Source organism: Pseudonocardia sp. TRM90224, from assembly GCF_021245725.1.
In the GTDB taxonomy this organism is placed as follows: Bacteria; Actinomycetota; Actinomycetes; order Mycobacteriales; family Pseudonocardiaceae; genus Pseudonocardia.
Map to the genome: position 1 here is coordinate 354,364 of NZ_JAJGSX010000007.1, position 16,716 is coordinate 371,079.

The window sequence follows — 16,716 nt, forward strand, 5'->3', positions numbered from 1 at the left end:
GCGAATGACGGCAGCTGTGCGCGCGTCCTCGGCGGCCGCCGGGGTGGTTGCCGGTGCCGCACTGTGTGTGCTTGCTGCTGGCGCGTTCGCGCTGCCGTGGTGGCACGGCCCGACGGTGGCGCTGCTCGTCGACGGCCCGAGCGCGGCGATCGACCCGCTGCCGCTGGCCGGATGGGCGGTGGCGGGGTGGACCCGCACCGCCGCGGTGGCCGTGCTGGCCCTGGCCGCGCTCGTCGCCGTGTCCCTGCGCCGGCGGCTCCCGCAGATCCTGCCCGCGGTTGCCGTCGTCGCCGCCGGGACGGCCGCGGCGACGGTCGGTGTGCTGGGCTTCGCCGACCGCGGGCCGGCGAGCGCGGCGGGGGCGTGGATCGCCGTGGTCGCGGGGATCGCCGCGGTGCTGCTCGTGGTCGTGCGCAGCATCCGGCTGGTGGCGGTCGTCGCCGTGGCAGCTCTGGTCGTGGTGCTGCTCCCCGGTGCGCGCGCCGCACACACGGAGGGCCCGTTCGTGCGGATCGACGCCGTGCCGGCGGACCAGCTCGGCACGGTCGACGGGGCCGCGGCCGCTCTCACCGCCACGGGCGTCTCGGTCGTCGACGCCGCCGGACGGGCCACGCTCGTCGCCGCGCTGCAGGAACGCGGTGGCACCGTCCTCGGGATCGCCGGGCGCCGGGTGGCGCGGTGGGTCGCCGCCGACACCGTCGTCATCGCCGGGCTCGACCCGGGCGACCCGGTCTGGGTGACCGTGCGCGACGTCGGCGCGGCGGGGCCCGTCGGCGCCGACGGGACGCTGTGGCTGCGCGCGGTGGGCGATCCGGCCGGCGCGATCCGCAGCCTGAACCTCGCCGCCTACGACGGCGAGCAGGCGCTGGCTGCGGCGTACCTGCCGGTGGTCACGATCGCCGTGCCGGGTGGTGTGCAGGCGATCAACGCCGCCACGCTCTTCCCCACGAAGACGGGCGGGCTGCGGTTCGCCGAGCAGGAGGTGGGCTACCGGCTGGAACGCGTCGAGCCGACCCCGGACAGCGCGATCGTGCGGCATCTCGCCGGCGGCGCGGATCCCACCTGCGGGGCGAGCCGGACGGCGACGGACGCGTTCCTGGCGCGTTCCGGCCCGGTTGCGGTCGACGCCGACGGCGGTATCTGGTTCGCGGTCGACCGCGAAGGCCGCGACACGCTCGCCCGCCTCGGCCCGGACGGCGTGCTGCGGGCGGTGCCGGCGCCGGTGCCGGGGCGGGTGCACGCGCTGGTGGCGACCGCCGACGGGGCGATCGTGCTCATCGCCGTGGCGGATGCGGGGCCGGTGCTCTGGCGGCTGCCCGCAGCCGGGGCGGCGCTGGCCGACCTGCCACCGACGCCGGAAGAATGCATCCCCGCTCCCCCGCAGGTCGGACCAGGCGTCACGCTCGTGCCCGTCGGCAACAGTGCGAGCGACGCGCTCGGCGTGCCGCTCGGCGTCGACGGGCGGTGGGCGAGCGGGCGGCGCGGCGGCCTGACCCCGATCGAGGCCGTAGTGCCGGGCGAGCGGGTGCCGCTCGGGACGCGCAACGACGGGGAGCTCGATCGCTTGCAACCCGACGGCGTCGGGGGCGTCTGGTGGGTCGAGCGGGTCGCCGGCACGACCTTCCAGCTCGTGCACGGCACACCGAACGCCGTCGAGCAGCGGTTCCCGCCGGTCGAGCTGCCGGAGCCGTTCAGGCTGGTCACCGACCTGTCGGGGCAGCCGCCGCTGGCGGCGACCCCGCGCGGCGCCCTCCGGATCAGCGAGGGAGCGGTGAGCACGGTCGTGCCCGGCGACGTCCGCGGCGGCGTCGTGCGGGCCGGTGGGCGTGGATGGCTGCTCGTCGACGGCCGGCTGGTCGCGACCGACGGCAACCGGGTGGTCGGCCCGGTCGTCGACGCCGGGGAACGCAATGGCGACACCACACCGATCGCGGTGCAGCTCGCCCGCGGCGTCGCGCCCGATCGGCTCGCGCTGCCGCGCGCCACCGTCGGGCTCGACGGCAATGGGCGCGCTGTCGTCGTCGCCGACGGGGTGGTGCTGGCCGTCGACGATGCCGGTGGTGTGCGGGTCGTCGCGCAGGACCAGCGGCTCGGCCCCACGTACGCGGTGGAGGGCGGGCTGGTCGTCCACAAGGACGGGACGTTGCTGCGCGTGGACCTGCCTGGCTGAAAGTTCCCCACCGTTTTGCCAACCTGCACGGGTCCCAGGGTGTGCAGGTTGGCAAAACGGTGGGGAAGTTGCGGGCTGGGCCCTAGCCCCAGGCGGCGCGGGGTGGGTTGCCCGCGGCGGAGATGCGGCGGGCGATCGCGACGAGCACGACGACGATCGCGGCAGCGCCGGTGACGACCACCGCGGCGGGCGGCTCGTTGAGCGAGATGCCGATCAGGCCCCAGATCGCGGCGATGGCGTAGGCGACGACCGCGGTGCCGGAGAGCACCACCCACGCCATGATCACCGTCACCGCGGCGAGCACCACGACGGCGGCGACGACGGCGATCGCGTTGTCGCTCGGCAGGCCGATCGCGGCACCGCTCGCGGCCGTGCCGACGACGATCGCGACCGACACCCAACCGGCGTACAGCGCGACGGGCGTGCGCAGGAAGAGGCGTTCCGTGCGGTCGGCTGCCGGCTCCTTGCTCAACCGTCCGAAGACCACGGCGACGCTGACCGTCAGCACGATCAGCACCAGCTCTGCCAGCAGCACCGAGCGGGCGCCGAACGCCAGCATCCAGACGGTGTTGCACACGGCGGCGAGCACCATCCACCAGCCCGTCCTGCGGTGGATCTCCCGGCCCCGCTGCGCAGGCAGAAGCTGGTAGATCGCGTGCACGAGCAGTCCGGCGTAGATCGGCAGCCAGATCGCGAACGCCCACGAGGCCGGCAACAACGGCGTGGGATAGGAGATGGCGACCGCGCCGATCGACGCCCCCGTCACCCCACTCCCGACGAGACCCGCTACCGCGACCTGCACGATGGCCAACACGATCACCGCGTAGCTGCGCACGCGATCGATTACGGTGGGGCGCTGCGACGTGACCGTCATGGCTCCATCATCGACCCGCCGGGTCGGTGCTGCCACAAGGATCGCCCGACGAGGCCAACCACACAGTCAGCGGCAACCTGACCGCGCTTGGACGAGGCTCTCCATGAGGCGCGCCGCGTTGGCCGGCGACCGCAGGAGGTGAGCGGTCTCCTCCAGGGCGTCGAAGTCCGGCTTCGCGATGAGGACCGCGGCGCCGCGTGGCGAGATGATCTCCACGGGCGTCCGGTCGTCGTTCACCTGCTCGATCAGCGCGGACAGGTGCCGGCGCGCCTCGCTCGCGGTGATGGCCATGGCGGCTCTCCTCTGGTCTGAAGGTTTGCTTCCACTCGGCGCCCGGGTCGTGATGCCGGCCGACTTGCGGGTGCTGGTGGCTGTCGCGCAACCATCACCACCCGCAACTCAAGTGGGCGCCCCGGTTCGACGAGCGTCTCACGCGTATCTGGCCGGCCGGGATGTGTGCGTTGCGCGCACGAGGGCAGCAAAGCCACTTTCCGGCCCTCACAGGGCAGGAAAGTGGCTTTCCTGCCCTCCCTCGACCCCAGCGTGAGCTGCGCGGTCACAGTCACGCACCCAGCCCGCAGGCGCCCGCTCTCCCCTGGGCACCCAGGGTGCGCCGGGGCCGCTACTTCAGCAGCAGCACGTCGAGCCGCCGTGCGGCCACCGCCACTCCGAGCACGATCATCACGGCGAAGTAGGCGACGTGCACGAGCATGCCCGGGCCGACGAGCCCGGTGGTGAGGCCGCGCATCAGCTCGACGGCGTGGTAGAGCGGCAGGCACTCGACCACGACCTGCAGCCAACGCGGGTACACCGAGAGCGGGAAGAACGTGGTGGAGAACAGGAACATCGGCATGATCACGAGCGTGACCAGGTCGAAGTCCTGCCACGAGCGCAGGTACGACGTCGCCGCCATCCCGACCGCGGCGAACGCGAACGCCACCACCAGCGCCGCCGGCAGCGCCAGCAGCGCCCACGGCGAGACGAGCAGTCCGGACCCGCCCATCACCGCGAGGAACCCGAGCGCGTAGAGCCCGCCGCGCAGCAAGGCCCAGCCGATCTCGCCGAGCGCGACGTCGACCGGGCCGAGCGGGGTGGCGAGCATGGCGTCGTACAGCCGCGCGTACTTGAGCTTGAAGAAGACGTTGAAGGTGGAGTCGAACACCGCGCCGTTCATGGCCGATGCCGCGAGCAGGCCGGGCGCGATGAACGCGATGTAGCTGATCGGGCTGCCGTCGGGGCCGGGCAGCGGTCCCACCATCGACCCGAGCCCCTGGCCCATCGCGACCAGGTAGAAGACCGGCTCGAAGAAGCCCGAGAAGAACGCCATCCACGCCCTGCGGGCCGCGGTGGCCGAGCGCAGCAGCAGCATCCGGGACCGCCCCGCGTAGCTGCCGCCCGGCAGCAGCCGCAGCGCGAAGGGGGTCTCGAGCGCGCTCACGGGGCCAACCGCCGCGTGAACAGGCGCGTCGCGCCGAACACACCGATCGCGACCAGCAGCAGCAGATAGGCGGTGTGGCCCAGCGCGGCGAGCGGCACCCACCGGTCGAGCGCGGCAGCGCGGGCCAGCTCGGTGCCGTGCCAGAGCGGCGAGATCCACGTGAGCGGCTGGACCCAGCCGGGCAGCCGGTCGACCGGGAAGAACGTGCCCGAGAACAGCGTCATCGGCAGGATCACGAACCGGAAGAGCGCGCTGAACGCGGTGCCCTCGTTCTTGACGGTCGCGGCGTAGGTCGTCACCAGCGCGCACACCGCGGCGCAGGTGAGCACCGCGGCCAGCAACGCGACGATCACTCCGGCGCTGGCGACCCCGCCGGCCAGCGCGATCACCCCGACGAACACCGCGCCCGTCGCGAGGTTCTTGAGGCAGACCCAGCCGAGGTGCCCCAGCGCCACCTGGGCCGGCGTGATCGGACCCGCCACCATCGCGTGGTACATGCGCTGCCACTTGAAGCCGGAGAGCACGGGGTAGGTCGACTCGAACGCCGCGCTCTGCGCGGCGGACACCGCAAGCAGCGCCGGAGCGAGCCACACCAGGTAGGAGACCCCGCCGGTGGTCTCCGCGGTGCCCGCCCGGCCCTGGAGCAGCGCGCCGAACCCGACCCCGAAGGCGAGCAGGAAGAGCAGCGGCTGCAGCACGGACGACACCACGGTCGAGCGCCAGTTGCGCCGGTACCACGTGAGGAAGTGCTCCCCGACCATTAGCACGCCCAAGGCGAACCCGGGCGCACGCGCGACGCTCGTACTCATCGGTCTCGTACTCATCGGTTCGCCCCCGTCAATCCACCAGGGTGCGGCCGGTCAGCGAGAGGAAGACGTCCTCCAGCGACGAGCGCCGCACCAGCGCGGAGAGCGGCCGGTGGCCGGCGCGCGCCACCTCGGCCTGGGCGCGCTCGCCGTCGGCCGTGTAGAGCAGCAGCCGGTCGGGAAGCGACTCGACCCGCTCGACGAGCGGCGCCAGCACCTCCGGTTCGGGCCGTGCCTCCGGGGCGAACCGCAGCTCCAGCACCTCGCGGGTGGCGTGGCGCTCGATCAGCTCGGCGGGCGAACCCTCGGCGACGATCACGCCGTGGTCCATCACGACGAGCCGGTCGCACAGCTGCTCGGCCTCGTCCATGTAGTGGGTGGTGATGATCTGCGTGACGCCCTCGCGCTTGAGCCGGTAGAGCCGCTCCCACAGCAGGTGGCGGGCCTGCGGGTCGAGGCCCGTGGTCGGCTCGTCGAGCAGGAGCAGTTCCGGGTCGTTCACCAGCGAGCGCGCGATCGTGAGCCGCCGTTTCATGCCACCGGAGAGCGGCTCGACGGGGTCGTCCGCGCGCTCGGTGAGCTGCGCGAACGCCAGCAGCTCCCGCGCCTTCTCCCGCACGTGCGCCCGCGGGAGCCCGAAGTAGCGGCCGTAGATCTCGAGGTTCTGCCGGACGCTGAGCTCGGCATCGAGGTTGTCGAGCTGCGGCACGACGCCGATGCGGGCCCGGATCCGCGGCCCGTCGCGGCCGGGGTCCATCCCCAGCACCTGCAGCTCACCCCCGGTGCGGGGCGACACGCAGGCGATCATCCGCATGGCCGACGACTTGCCGGCGCCGTTGGGGCCGAGGAAGCCGAACACCTCGCCGCGCGCGACGTCGACATCGATGCCGCGCACCGCCTCGATGGCGCCGAAGCGCTTGTACAGCCCCCGCGCCTGGACCAGTCCGTCAGCCACGGAGGGGACGGTAGCCGGGGGCACCGACAGAACGCTTGGACGAAAAGGAACTGGTCAGGCGAGGACGGGGAAGTTGGAGCGGAGCACGCCGTGCGGGTCGCGGGCCCGCTTGACGTCCCGCAGCCGGGCGAGCGCCGCACCGGGGAACGCCGCGGCCGCCCGCTCGCCGGGGGCGAGCATCGTGAACGGCTTGCGCCCCGTCGTGACGGGCCGCAGCGCCGCGGCGAGCTCCGACTGGCGCTCCCCGATCGCCGCCGCGACGTCCGGGGCCGTGGGGATGCCGAACATGTAGACGAGGTGCTGCTCGGTGAAGCCGCCCGTGGCACCGCCGTCCGGTGCGGGGCGGCCCAACGCCCCGCCGAGCTGGCGCAGCTGCACGCTCAGCAGCGGCGCGATCGGCCGGTCCAGCAGCGCGGCGGCCGCAGCGTCGTCCAGCTCGCCCAGCAGCTCGGTGCGGGACCGGCCGGGGCTGGGGTCGAGCGGCTCCGCGCAGATGCTGCCAAGCTCGGCAACGGGCAGCATCCGGCGTCCGTCCGCGGTGCGCCCGGCCACCTCGTCGAACGGCTTCAGCAGCGCGGCGCCCTCCGCGGCGGAACCGAGGTGGGTCACGTCGACGGCGACGGCGGGGGCGCCGCCGAACGCGGAGAAGTCGAGGAGGTCCAGCCATACGGTCAGCTCGTCCGGCGCGGACGCGGTGACCGTCCGGTAGACGTCCAGGAGCTCGGCCGCGCGGTCGGCCGGCCACATCATGCGGCCGCCGTAGAGCTGTGGAGCCGGCTTCAGCTCGAACTCCACCGCCGTGACGACCGCGAGGTCGCCACCGCCGCCCCGCAACGCCCAGAACAGCTCGGCGTCGGACTCGGCGGAGACGCGCGCTGTCGCACCGTCGGCCGTCACGACGTCGAAGGAGCGCACGGCGTCGGCCGCGAGCCCGTACCGGCGGCTGAACCAGCTGAGCCCGCCGCCGAGGGTGTAGCCGACCACGCCGACGCCCGGCGAGCTGCCGGCGAGCCCGGTCAGGCCGTGCGGGCTCGCCGCAGCCAGCACCGCACCCCAGCGCACGCCCGCCCCGACCCGCGCGATCCGTTCCTGCGGGAGCACCTCGACGCCGTCGAGGGCGGCGGTGCGCAGCAGCACCACGCCGTCGACGTCGCCGGCGGCGCCGTGGCCCGTCGTCTGCGTGGTGACGGCCAGCCCGGCCAACCCGGCGCACCGTACGGCCGCCGCGACGTCCGCAGCGTCGGCGACGTCCACGACGGCACGCACCCGCTGGTCGATCGCGACGTTCCACGGCGTGCGCGCGGCGTCGAAGCCTGCGTCGCCCGGAACCAGCACCCGGCCGGTGATCGCTGCTCGGAGGTCCTTCTCGAATGTCATGGGAGAAGAGTGCAACGGCCGACTTGGACGTCACTTGGAGGCGGCCAGGTGCGGTGTGGGGAGGGCAGGAAAGCCACGTTCAGGCCCTGTGAGGGCAGGAAAGTGGCTTTCCTGCCCTCCAGCCGAAGGCGGGACGGGTCGTCGTGCGGCTAGCCGAGTTCGGCGGCCAGCCGTTCGCTGCGCTCCGCCCAGTAGGTCAGGCCGAGCGTGCGGTGCGTGTGCAGGGCGCGGGCCGCGTGGTCGCGGGCGCGGTCCTGCCGGCCGAGGCGGTTCGCCAGCTCCGCGAGCACGGCGTGCGTCGAGCCGAGGCCCGAGCTGCCCGTCCCGGCCACGACGAGCAGGTCGGCGTGCGGTTCCAGCAGCTCGTACATCCGCGCGGGGTCGGGGGCGCCGGTCCGCGCGGCGACGAGCCCCCACACCGCGAGCGCGAAGTCGCCCGACCAGTCGGCCGGCAGGTCGGCGCCCCAGCGCCGCACCATGTCGACGGCGCGGGCGTGTTGTCCCGTCTCGGCCGCGGCCAGGGCCGCGACCGGGCGGGCCGGGCGCATCTGCGGCTCCTCCGCAGCGGCGGCGAGCGGGTCGACGATCTCCGCGAGCCGACCCTGCCCGCGCCGCACGGTGAACATCGTGACGTGGTGGTGGTAGCCGACGCCCCATTCGGTCGCGCCGTACCGGATCGTCGCGTAGCGCCCGAGCAGGTCCTCCGCCTCGTCGAACCGCCCGTCCATGAGGCAGCGCGCGGTCCGCGCCATCCCGACGAGCGACTCCAGCTCCGGTCGCCGCGCCACGTCGAGCAGCCGCTCGCACCGGGCCAGGTCGCGGTCCCATTCGGCGAGGTCACCGGCCCGCAGCAGGCACGCCATCCGCTGCACCCTGCCGACGACCGCGTGGGCCGTCGGGAGGCCGGGCAGGTCGACGAGCTCGGCGGCGACCCGCAGCCGGTCGGCGTTGCGGCCCGGCACGAACGTCGCGTGCATGAGGTTGGTCAGCGTCCGCCCGAGCAGCGCGGGGTCGTCCAGCCCGCGGGCCAGCTCAGCGGCTTCGCGGGCGGTCCGCTCGGCATCACCCCGGCGCGGGCTGTAGTGCAGCTCGACGGCGAGGGTGCCCAGCAGCGCCGCCCTGTCGTGGTCGGCGAGCGGTCCGGCCAGCAGACCGTCGAGCGTGGCCACCATGCCCACGTCGACCACCCCGTAGGGCCGCCACAGCCAGGGCGACGGCCCGCCGAAGGCTGTTGCCGCCGCGACGAGTGCCGGCCGGTCGCCGGTCTCGCCGGCCAACAACAGCGCCTCCTCGACGTCGCGGCGCGCACCGGCTGCGTCCCCCGAGGCGCGGCGCGCCTGCCCCAGCTCGGTCAGCACGGCACAGCGGCCGGCCCGGTCGGCTGTCGGCGTCGAGGCCAATGCGAGCTCCCACAACTGCACGGCCTCGGTCAGCGCGAGCTGCGCGCTCGCCTGCCGGGCCGCGCGGGAGGCGTGCGCGACGGCCTCGGCAGCGCCGCCGACCTTGGCCGCCTTCGCGAAGTGGTGCGCCAGCCGCGCAGGGTCCGATCCGGGCAGCTCGGCCAGCGTCCGGCCGGTCGCGAGGTGCAGCCGGGCCCGGTGCAGCCGGCTCAGCCCGGCGTCGAGCGCGTCGCGTACGAGCGCGTGGGAGAAGCGGTAGTCGAACGTGTCGGGCACCTCGGCGAGCAGCCCGGCGGCCACGGCGGGCTCCAGCTGCGTGATCACGTCCTCGGCCGGCAGCTCCGTCACCGCGGCCAGCACGTCGACCTCGACGTCCCGCCCACCGACCGATGCCGCGCGCAGCAGCTCACGGGCGGATTCGGGGAGCCGCGCGACCCTGCGCTCGATGACGTCGCGCGCCGCCGCGGGCACGCCGGACCCGTGCTCGGGCAGCCGGAGCAGCTCGGACAGGTAGAACGGGTTGCCGCCGCTGCGGTCGAGCAGGCCGGCGACCGTCGCCGGGTCGTCGGGAGCGCCGCGCAGCCGCAGGTAGGCGGCCACGTCGTCCGCGGTGAACGGGTGCAGCTCGATCCGCGCGGCGCCCGGCACCCGATGGATCTCGGCGAGCACATCGCGCAGCAGGTCGGGACGGGCGCCGGGCTCCGGGCGAGCCGTCACCACCAGCATCAGCGGCAGGCCCGACGCCTCCCGCGCAACGTGCTCCAGCAGCCGCAGCGACGACGGATCGGCCCAGTGCACGTCGTCGATGACGACCAGTACGGGCTCCGGGCTGCCGCCCAACGCTGCGACAACGCGGTCGTGCAGGGCGTGCAGGTCGGCGTCGGGGTCCCGGCTGCGCTCGGGCGCGTCGAGGGCGCCGGTGGCACCGAGCGCCCGCAGCACCGACACCCACGGGCGGAACGGCGGTGCGGCGGCGTCGACACACGTGCCGGCGGCGACGAGCATCCCGCGCGATGTCGCGGTCTCCGCGACGGCCGTGACCAGCGTGCTCTTGCCGATCCCGGCCTCCCCAACGACCACGACGGCACCGCCGCGGCCCTGCCGCGCCGCCGTCAGCCGCTCGTCGAGCAGCCCGATCTCGGCGTCGCGGGCGACCAGCCGTTCGCTCTGCACGCGGGCCGGCACAGCCGCAGCAGCCGGCGCTCTGGGTGCCTCCAGGTCGGGCGACTGGCCGAACACCGCCTGCTCCAGCCGGCGCAGCTCGGGGCCAGGCTCGATGCCGAGGTCCGCCGCAAGCCGCTCCCGGACACCGCGTAGCGCACCGAGCGCGTCGGCCTGCCGGCCGGCGCGGTAGAGCGCGAGCACGAGCAGACCCCATGACCGTTCGCGGTAGGGGTGCGCGCCGACGAGCTCCTCCAGCTCGGGCACGGCAGCGGCCGTCTCGCCGAGCCCGAGGCGGGCGGCCATGAGGTCCTCGACGGCCGACGTGCGCAGCTCGCCCAGCCGCACGGCCGTGGCGGCGGCGAACCCGAGATCGGCGAACTCGGCGAGCGGCTCGCCGCGCCAGAGCGCCAGCGCGTCCCCGAGGAGCCTGCGGGCGGCGTCGTGGTCGCCCCGGTCGAGCGCGCCACGGCCCCCGGCGACCGCCGCGGTGAACCGCGGAAGATCGACCTGGCCCGGCGCGACGTCGAGCAGGTACCCGGGCTCCCGCGTGAGCAGCAGGCGGGGCGGGGTGCGCGGCTTGCGGTCGGGCTCCAGCACCTTGCGCAGGTTCGAGACGTAGGCCTGCAGCCCGCCCGCCGCCTTGGCGGGGGCCTCACCGGACCAGAGCTCGTCGATCAGCCGGTCGACCGCGACCACCCTGCCGGGATCGACGGCGAGCATCGCCAGCACCGCACGCTGCATGCGCGGGCCGAGGTCGAGCCGGGAGCCGTCGGCGCCATCGCCGGAGCCGCCGCGAAAGACCTCGACCGCGCCGAAGAGCCGCACCGAGAGCGCCGCGTCCACCATCCCCACCTCGATCAAGGGCCCTCATCGTGCCACCCCGACCCGCCGTGACACTCCGTGGTCGTTGTTGGGTCAGGAAAGCCACTTTCCTGTCCTGTGGGGACAGGAAAGTGGCTTTCCTGAACTCCCCGGGACCACGGGGTGGTCACCGAGAGTGGGCGGGGCGTCAGACCGCCAGCGCCACCACCGCGTTCATGGGGGTCTCGAGCCGGTGCGGGCCCGGTGCCCCGGGGAACGTCACGCGGTCGCCGGTCACGAGCGTCCGCCGCTCCTGCGGGTCGACGAGGTAGGTGCCGGCGCCGTCGACGGCGACCAGTTCGTCGCCCACCCTGAGCAGGACGGGCGCGTCGCGGCCCGCGCTGATCGCGATGCGCCCGGCGTCGATGCCGTCGAGCACACCACTCTCGTCCGCGCATTGCACCCACGTCGTCGGCCCGCCCAGCGGGCGGCCGTGCGCGGGCGTGTGGAAGTCGCTCCCGCCCAGCGGCAGCACGGTCGGGTCCCACGCGAGCCACCACGCCAGCGGGCCGCCCCAGCGCCGGTCGAGCCACGTCCAGTGCCAGATCTCGGCGAACCGCGGCCTGCGCGCCATCGGCTGGCGCCACGCGCAGTCGCTGGCCAGCGGATGGTTGATCGAGAGCAGCCCGCCGCCCGTCTCGACGTCGGCGAGCCACGCGTCGGCGGGCCGCCGGAAGTCCACCCAGCCGATGTCTCCGAACGCGTTGGCGTGCCCCCGGTCGGTCGTGACCTCCTGGCCGGGGATCAGCACGACGCCCGCTCGTGCGCCGGCCGCCGGGAGCAGCGGGTGGTGGCTGACGGTGTTGTGGTCGGTGACGGCGAGGAAGTCCAGCCCGACCGCGGCGGCGAGGTTCGCCAGCTCGTCGATGCCCAGCGCGCCGTCGGAGTGCACGGTGTGGCTGTGCAGGTCGCCCGCCAGCCAGCGCAGGCCCGCCTCGGCCGGGAGATCCCGCCGCGGCGGGCGTTCGGTGACCGGCGGCGGTGCATGCTCGGCCGGCGCGGCGACGGGCGCGGTGTCGACCGTGACCTCGTAGTCGAGCCCGTCGGACGGCAATCGGTGCAGGCCGAGGCAGACCCGCCACGTCCCGGCCTCGATGGGGCCTGGCAGGTAGCCGGGCGTCGCCCAGCTCTCGGTGATCGTGTACGTCGTGCGCGCCCCACCCGACCAGCCGCGGAACCCCGCGGGGGTGAAGCAGCCCAGGTCGAGCACGCCGGCGCTGCGGTCGTAGTCGAGGTGGACGGTCAGCGCGCCCGCGCCGGCCGGGACGTCGAATTGCAGCTCCCGGTAGAACGACTCGGCGCGGTCGTCGAGCGTCCAGCGGCCGCGCTGCACCGTCGCCGGCACGCGGCTCAGGCCTCCGCGAGCGCCGGCGCGCGCTCGCTGCCGACGAGCTCGCCGTCGTCGCGGCGGTAGACCAGCACCCGCTGCGGCGCGGCGACCGCCCAGCCGCGCGAGCCGATCGGCGGCTCCTGTCCTTCTGGCACCGTCACCTGGACGATGGTGGCACCGACCTCGAGCGAGACCAACGACCCCACGCCCATGTTCTCGATGATCGCGACGGTGCCCTCGATGCCCGCGTCGGCCGCTTCGGTGCTGAACGTCATGTACTCGGGCCGAGCCGCGTAGACGACCTCCTCGCCGTCGCGCACGTGCGCCCGCGCCGACTCCGGCAGCGGCACCGACGTGCCGGCCACCCGGACGGTGTCGCGGTCGATCGTGGCGTCGAGCAGGTTCATCGGCGTCGACCCGATGAACCCGGCGACGAACGTGCTGGCCGGGCGCTGGAACACCTCGCGCGGCGTGCCGATCTGGCGGATCCGGCCCGCCTCCATGACGGCCATGCGGTCCGACATCGCGAGCGCCTCGGCCTGGTCGTGGGTGACGAAGACGGTGGTGACGCCCAGGTCGCGCTGCAGCCGCTTGAGGAACGTCCGCGCCTCCAGCCGCAGCCGGGCGTCGAGGTTGGAGAGCGGCTCGTCGAACAGGAACACCTGCGGGTGGCACGCCACCGCCCGCGCGAGCGCCGCCCGTTGCTGCTGGCCGCCCGAGAGCTGGCCCGGTCGCCGCTCCAGCAGCCCGCCGAGGCTGAGCCCTTCCGCGGTCTCCTCCGCCTTCTCCGCGCGCTCCTGCTTGCCCACCTTCTTGATCTTCAGCGGGTAGGCGATGTTGTCGCGGACCGTCATGTGCGGGAAGAGCGCGTAATCCTGGAACACCATCGCGATGTCCCGCGCCCCGGGGGCCAGCCGCGTGACGTCGCGCCCGCCGATGCGGATGCTGCCGCCGCTCACGGTCTCCAGCCCGGCGATGGAGCGCAGCAGCGTGGTCTTGCCGCAGCCCGAGGGGCCCAGCAGCGCGAAGAACTCGCCGTCCTCGATCGTGACGTCGAGCCCGTCGACGGCCCGGACCCCGCCCGGGTACTCCTTGACCAGCTGTTCCAGCACGATGTCGGCCATCAGCGCTTGATCCCTCCGTGGAAGCGGAACCCGTAACGCCGGTTCACGAACACGTACATCGCGACCACCGGTATCGAGTAGAGCAGCGAGAACGCCGAGATGAGCCCCAGATCGGCCTGCCCGCCCTCGGTGTAGAAGGTGTAGACGACCACCGCGGCGGGCCGCTCGGCCTGCCGCAGCAGGATGAACGGGGTCAGGAAGTTCCCCCAGACCTGCACGACCGTCCACACCGCGATCGTCGCGAGCCCCGGCCGGACGACGGGCAGCACGACGTCGCGCAGGATCTGCAGCGGGCTTGCCCCGAACACCCGCGCCGACTCCTCGTAGGAGCGCGGGATGCCGTCCATGAAGTCCTTCAGGATGAAGATCGCGGTCGGCAGCATCCCGCCGGTCAGCACCAGCACGACGCCGAGCTGGGTGTCGACCAGCCCGATCTGCGTCATCAGCGTGAAGATCGGCACCATCGCCGCGGTCCCGGTGATGATCGACGACAGCAGCAGCAACGCGTAGAGCAGCCCGTCCCGGCCGGGGATCTTCACCCGCGAGAGCGCGTACGCGGCCAGCGCACCGAAGCTCGTCACCAGCGCCATCGTGCCCAGCGCGTGCACCAGCGAGATACCGATCGACGGCAGCGCGTCGGGGTTGCGCAGCAGCTCGCCGAAGTTGCGCCCCGTCCAGTCCGGCAGCGACGTGCTCAGCGTCGGGGAGGCGTCGAAGGGCGCGAACAGCAGCCACAGCACCGGCAGCGCCATGAACACCGTGATCAGCGAGATCAGGACGTAGAGCCCGACCCGCCCCACCAGCTCCTTCGGGCTCATGCGCGACGCTGCTTCAACAGGCGGAGGTAGACCACCGCGAGCACGAGGTTGATCAGCAGCATCAGCAGCGAGACGGCCGAGCCGAAGCCGAGCTGCCCGCCGGGGATCGCCGTGTTGTAGACGAACACCGGCAGCGTCTCGGAACGGCCGTTCGGGCCGCCCGCGGTGATCAGGAACGGGCTGAAGTCGTTGAACGTCCAGAGGCTGATCAGCAGCAGGTTGGTGAGGATGTGCCCGCGGACGTGCGGGAGCACGACGTCGCGCAGCTGCTGCCAGCCGGAGGCACCGACCATGCGTGCCGTCTCCAGCTGCGAGGGCGGGATCCCGTTCAGGGCCGCGCTGAAGAGCAGCATCGAGAACGCCGTGCCCCGCCAGGCGTTGAAGATGATCACCGAGAGCATCGGGTACTCGATCAGCCACGCCATGCCCGGCGTGTTCAGCAACACGTTGAGCGTGCCGCCGTCCCGGTCGAGCAGCGCGATCCACAGGAACGCCACCACCGAGCTGGGCAGGATCCACGCGAGCATCACGAGCAGCTCTACGACCGTCCGCACGGTCCTCGGCACCGCTCGCAACGTCCAGGCCAGCACGAACCCCAGCACGCACTGCCCGATCACCGCCGAACCGATGACGAACAGCAGCGTCAGCCACAGGGAGTTGAGGAACTCGGGATCACCGAGCGCCCTCGCGTAGTTGTCCAGCCCGACGACCCGGGGGCGGAGCGCCGCGACGCCGGTCAGTCGGTAGTTGGTGATCCCGAGGTACAGCGTCCACAGCGCCGGGAAGACCAGGAACGCCGCGATCAGCGCCAGCGCGGGCGCGACGAACACCGAGGCGCGCGCCCTGCCCAGCCCGGCGGCGTCGGTGGCCGCCTGCGGGGCCGGGCTCTTGGTCACCCCAGCCGCCTCGGCCGGTTCAGCCGGTGGTGATGCCGTCAGCGCCACCGAGCACACCCTCCAAGGCCGACTGGTACTTCTTTGCGGCGTCCGCGGGCGCCGCCCCGGTGACGACGGCCGCGGTGGCCTCCTGCAGCGCCTTCGACACCTCGGGGTACTCCCCCAGACCCGGCCGGTAGGCGGTGATGGGGAGCACCTCCTTGGAGACGAAGCTCAGCATCGGGTCGGCGGCCAGCACCTCCGCGTTGACGTCGTCGCGCGCGGTGATCTGCGCGCTGCCGCCGAGCCGCGCCTTCTGCGCATCGGCCGACATGATGAACTGCAGGAGCTTCCACGCCTGCTGCGGGAAGTCGGTGCCGGGGTTGATCGCGTTCATGCCACCGCCGGACATGCTGACGAAGTTCTGGCCGTTCGGGCCCTTGCCCGGCTGTTGCGCGGGGATCTTGGCGTAGCCGACGACGGAGTCGCGGTCGGCCATCGGCGCGATGCCCTTGGTCGGCTCGATCACCGAGCGCCAGAAGTAGTCGCTCTCCAGCAGGATGCCGATCTGCCCCGCCGCGAACTCCTGGAACGACTTGTCGCGGCCCTTCGCCTCCTGCTGCAGCAGCGGGTCGCCGAGCCCGCCGCCGTAGACGGACTGGTAGAAACCGAGCACGTCGCGCACGGCCTGGGTGTCGCCCAACCACTTGCCGTCGGTGTTGAGCGGGGTTGCGGTGCCCGCGAGCAGCGGCAGCACACCCTGCATCGTGGTCGCCTCGCCCATCGCCGTGCCGGCGTTGATCTGGATCGGGTCGACGCCCGGCAGCGCCTTGAGCTTCGCGCCGGCGTCGAGCACCTCCTGCCAGCTCGCCGGCTGCCACTGCGCGGGCAGTCCGGCCTTCGCGAAGAGGTCCTTGTTGTAGAAGAGCACGCGCCCGTCGGTGCCGGTCGGCACGCCGTAGCGCTTGCCCTCGAACGAGCCCAGCTGCTCGACGGAGTCGGGGATCTGCGCCCAGCCGTCCCACTCGCCGGCCGCGGCACCGACCACCTCGTCGAGCGGCTTGATGTAGCCGGCCTGCGCGAACTCGCCGACCCAGATGCCGTCGAGCGCGACGATGTCGGCCCCGCCGCCACTGCGCATGTCGAGCGACTGCTGGGTCTTGTACTGCTCGTCGTCGACGCCGGAGGGCTGGAACGTGACGGTCGCGGTGACCCCCTCCGCGGCCATCTGCTTCGTGAACTCGGGGATCACGTAGTTGACGAGCCAGTCGGCATCGCGGGTGTTCTTGCCGCCCTGCGCCGCGTTCCCGGCGATCGTGAGGGTGATCGTCTTGGCGTCGGCGCCGCGCTGCGGGTCGCCCGCCGCCGTGCCCCCGTCCCCGCCGCCACCACACCCGGCAAGCGCCAGCGCCCCGACCGACGTGACCGCGAGCGCCACCCGTGCTGTTCTGCTGAATGCCATCGAGCCGCCCCCATTGGCGATCGTGTGTAGCGAACCTGGCGGGACTATGTCATGACGTACTG

General features: G+C 73.5%; 13 protein-coding genes. 1 reads left to right on the top strand and 12 read right to left on the bottom strand.

The features are described 5' to 3' along the window. Nucleotides 1–4: 4 nt before the first annotated feature. The gene (locus LL648_RS14550; protein WP_232663050.1) at nucleotides 5–2,170 is read left to right on the top strand and encodes a hypothetical protein; all 2,166 of its coding nucleotides are present in this window, start codon (nucleotides 5–7) and stop codon (nucleotides 2,168–2,170) included. Between the two features lie 82 nt (nucleotides 2,171–2,252). Here LL648_RS14550 and LL648_RS14555 read toward each other — a convergent pair whose 3' ends face one another. The 12 genes from LL648_RS14555 to LL648_RS14610 all read right to left on the bottom strand — a co-directional run bounded on the left by LL648_RS14555 (nucleotide 2,253) and on the right by LL648_RS14610 (nucleotide 16,654). Then, on the bottom strand, nucleotides 2,253–3,044 hold the full coding sequence (locus LL648_RS14555) for a tryptophan-rich sensory protein (RefSeq protein WP_232663051.1): 792 nt from the start codon (nucleotides 3,042–3,044) through the stop codon (nucleotides 2,253–2,255). Between the two features lie 66 nt (nucleotides 3,045–3,110). Next, nucleotides 3,111–3,335, bottom strand: a complete 225-nt coding sequence (locus LL648_RS14560; RefSeq protein ID WP_232663052.1) for a type II toxin-antitoxin system Phd/YefM family antitoxin — start codon at nucleotides 3,333–3,335, stop codon at nucleotides 3,111–3,113. Nucleotides 3,336–3,666: 331 nt separating this feature from the next. After that, nucleotides 3,667–4,482: an ABC transporter permease gene (locus tag LL648_RS14565; RefSeq protein ID WP_232663053.1), complete on the bottom strand. Its 816-nt coding sequence runs from the start codon at nucleotides 4,480–4,482 to the stop codon at nucleotides 3,667–3,669. Beyond that, entirely contained in the window at nucleotides 4,479–5,291 is an 813-nt protein-coding gene (locus tag LL648_RS14570; protein ID WP_232663054.1) for an ABC transporter permease, read from the bottom strand. Before LL648_RS14570 ends, LL648_RS14565 begins: the two co-directional genes overlap by 4 nt. 28 nt (nucleotides 5,292–5,319) lie before the next feature. Further along, the gene (locus tag LL648_RS14575) at nucleotides 5,320–6,243 is read right to left on the bottom strand and encodes an ABC transporter ATP-binding protein (protein WP_232663055.1); all 924 of its coding nucleotides are present in this window, start codon (nucleotides 6,241–6,243) and stop codon (nucleotides 5,320–5,322) included. Between the two features lie 54 nt (nucleotides 6,244–6,297). Beyond that, nucleotides 6,298–7,620: an FAD-binding oxidoreductase gene (locus tag LL648_RS14580; RefSeq protein ID WP_232663056.1), complete on the bottom strand. Its 1,323-nt coding sequence runs from the start codon at nucleotides 7,618–7,620 to the stop codon at nucleotides 6,298–6,300. 149 nt (nucleotides 7,621–7,769) lie between these two features. Beyond that, a complete protein-coding gene (locus tag LL648_RS14585) occupies nucleotides 7,770–11,036 on the bottom strand; it encodes an AfsR/SARP family transcriptional regulator (protein WP_232663111.1) in 3,267 nt (1,088 codons plus the stop codon). A gap of 157 nt (nucleotides 11,037–11,193) precedes the next feature. After that, nucleotides 11,194–12,390, bottom strand: a complete 1,197-nt coding sequence (locus LL648_RS14590) for a CehA/McbA family metallohydrolase (RefSeq protein WP_232663057.1) — start codon at nucleotides 12,388–12,390, stop codon at nucleotides 11,194–11,196. 5 nt (nucleotides 12,391–12,395) lie between these two features. Further along, on the bottom strand, nucleotides 12,396–13,499 hold the full coding sequence (locus LL648_RS14595; protein ID WP_232663058.1) for an ABC transporter ATP-binding protein: 1,104 nt from the start codon (nucleotides 13,497–13,499) through the stop codon (nucleotides 12,396–12,398). Further along, nucleotides 13,499–14,317 (bottom strand): carbohydrate ABC transporter permease, encoded by an 819-nt coding sequence (locus LL648_RS14600; protein WP_232663059.1) that lies wholly within the window; start codon nucleotides 14,315–14,317, stop codon nucleotides 13,499–13,501. The genes LL648_RS14595 and LL648_RS14600 overlap by 1 nt, the downstream gene beginning before the upstream one ends. After that, the gene (locus LL648_RS14605; RefSeq protein WP_232663060.1) at nucleotides 14,314–15,213 is read right to left on the bottom strand and encodes a carbohydrate ABC transporter permease; all 900 of its coding nucleotides are present in this window, start codon (nucleotides 15,211–15,213) and stop codon (nucleotides 14,314–14,316) included. The genes LL648_RS14600 and LL648_RS14605 overlap by 4 nt, the downstream gene beginning before the upstream one ends. Before the next feature lie 19 nt (nucleotides 15,214–15,232). After that, nucleotides 15,233–16,654, bottom strand: a complete 1,422-nt coding sequence (locus LL648_RS14610; protein ID WP_232663061.1) for an extracellular solute-binding protein — start codon at nucleotides 16,652–16,654, stop codon at nucleotides 15,233–15,235. Nucleotides 16,655–16,716 lie beyond the last annotated feature (62 nt).

Excerpts from the sequence above, each read along its gene's own strand:
- LL648_RS14550 (WP_232663050.1), top strand. The coding sequence starts at position 5 with ATGACGGCAGCTGTGCGCGCGTCCTCGGCGGCCGCCGGGGTGGTTGCC.
- LL648_RS14600 (WP_232663059.1), bottom strand. The coding sequence starts at position 14,317 with ATGAGCCCGAAGGAGCTGGTGGGGCGGGTCGGGCTCTACGTCCTGATC.
- LL648_RS14560 (WP_232663052.1), bottom strand. The coding sequence starts at position 3,335 with ATGGCCATCACCGCGAGCGAGGCGCGCCGGCACCTGTCCGCGCTGATC.
- LL648_RS14570 (WP_232663054.1), bottom strand. The coding sequence starts at position 5,291 with ATGAGTACGAGCGTCGCGCGTGCGCCCGGGTTCGCCTTGGGCGTGCTA.
- LL648_RS14555 (WP_232663051.1), bottom strand. The coding sequence starts at position 3,044 with ATGACGGTCACGTCGCAGCGCCCCACCGTAATCGATCGCGTGCGCAGC.
- LL648_RS14595 (WP_232663058.1), bottom strand. The coding sequence starts at position 13,499 with ATGGCCGACATCGTGCTGGAACAGCTGGTCAAGGAGTACCCGGGCGGG.
- LL648_RS14610 (WP_232663061.1), bottom strand. The coding sequence starts at position 16,654 with ATGGCATTCAGCAGAACAGCACGGGTGGCGCTCGCGGTCACGTCGGTC.
- LL648_RS14580 (WP_232663056.1), bottom strand. The coding sequence starts at position 7,620 with ATGACATTCGAGAAGGACCTCCGAGCAGCGATCACCGGCCGGGTGCTG.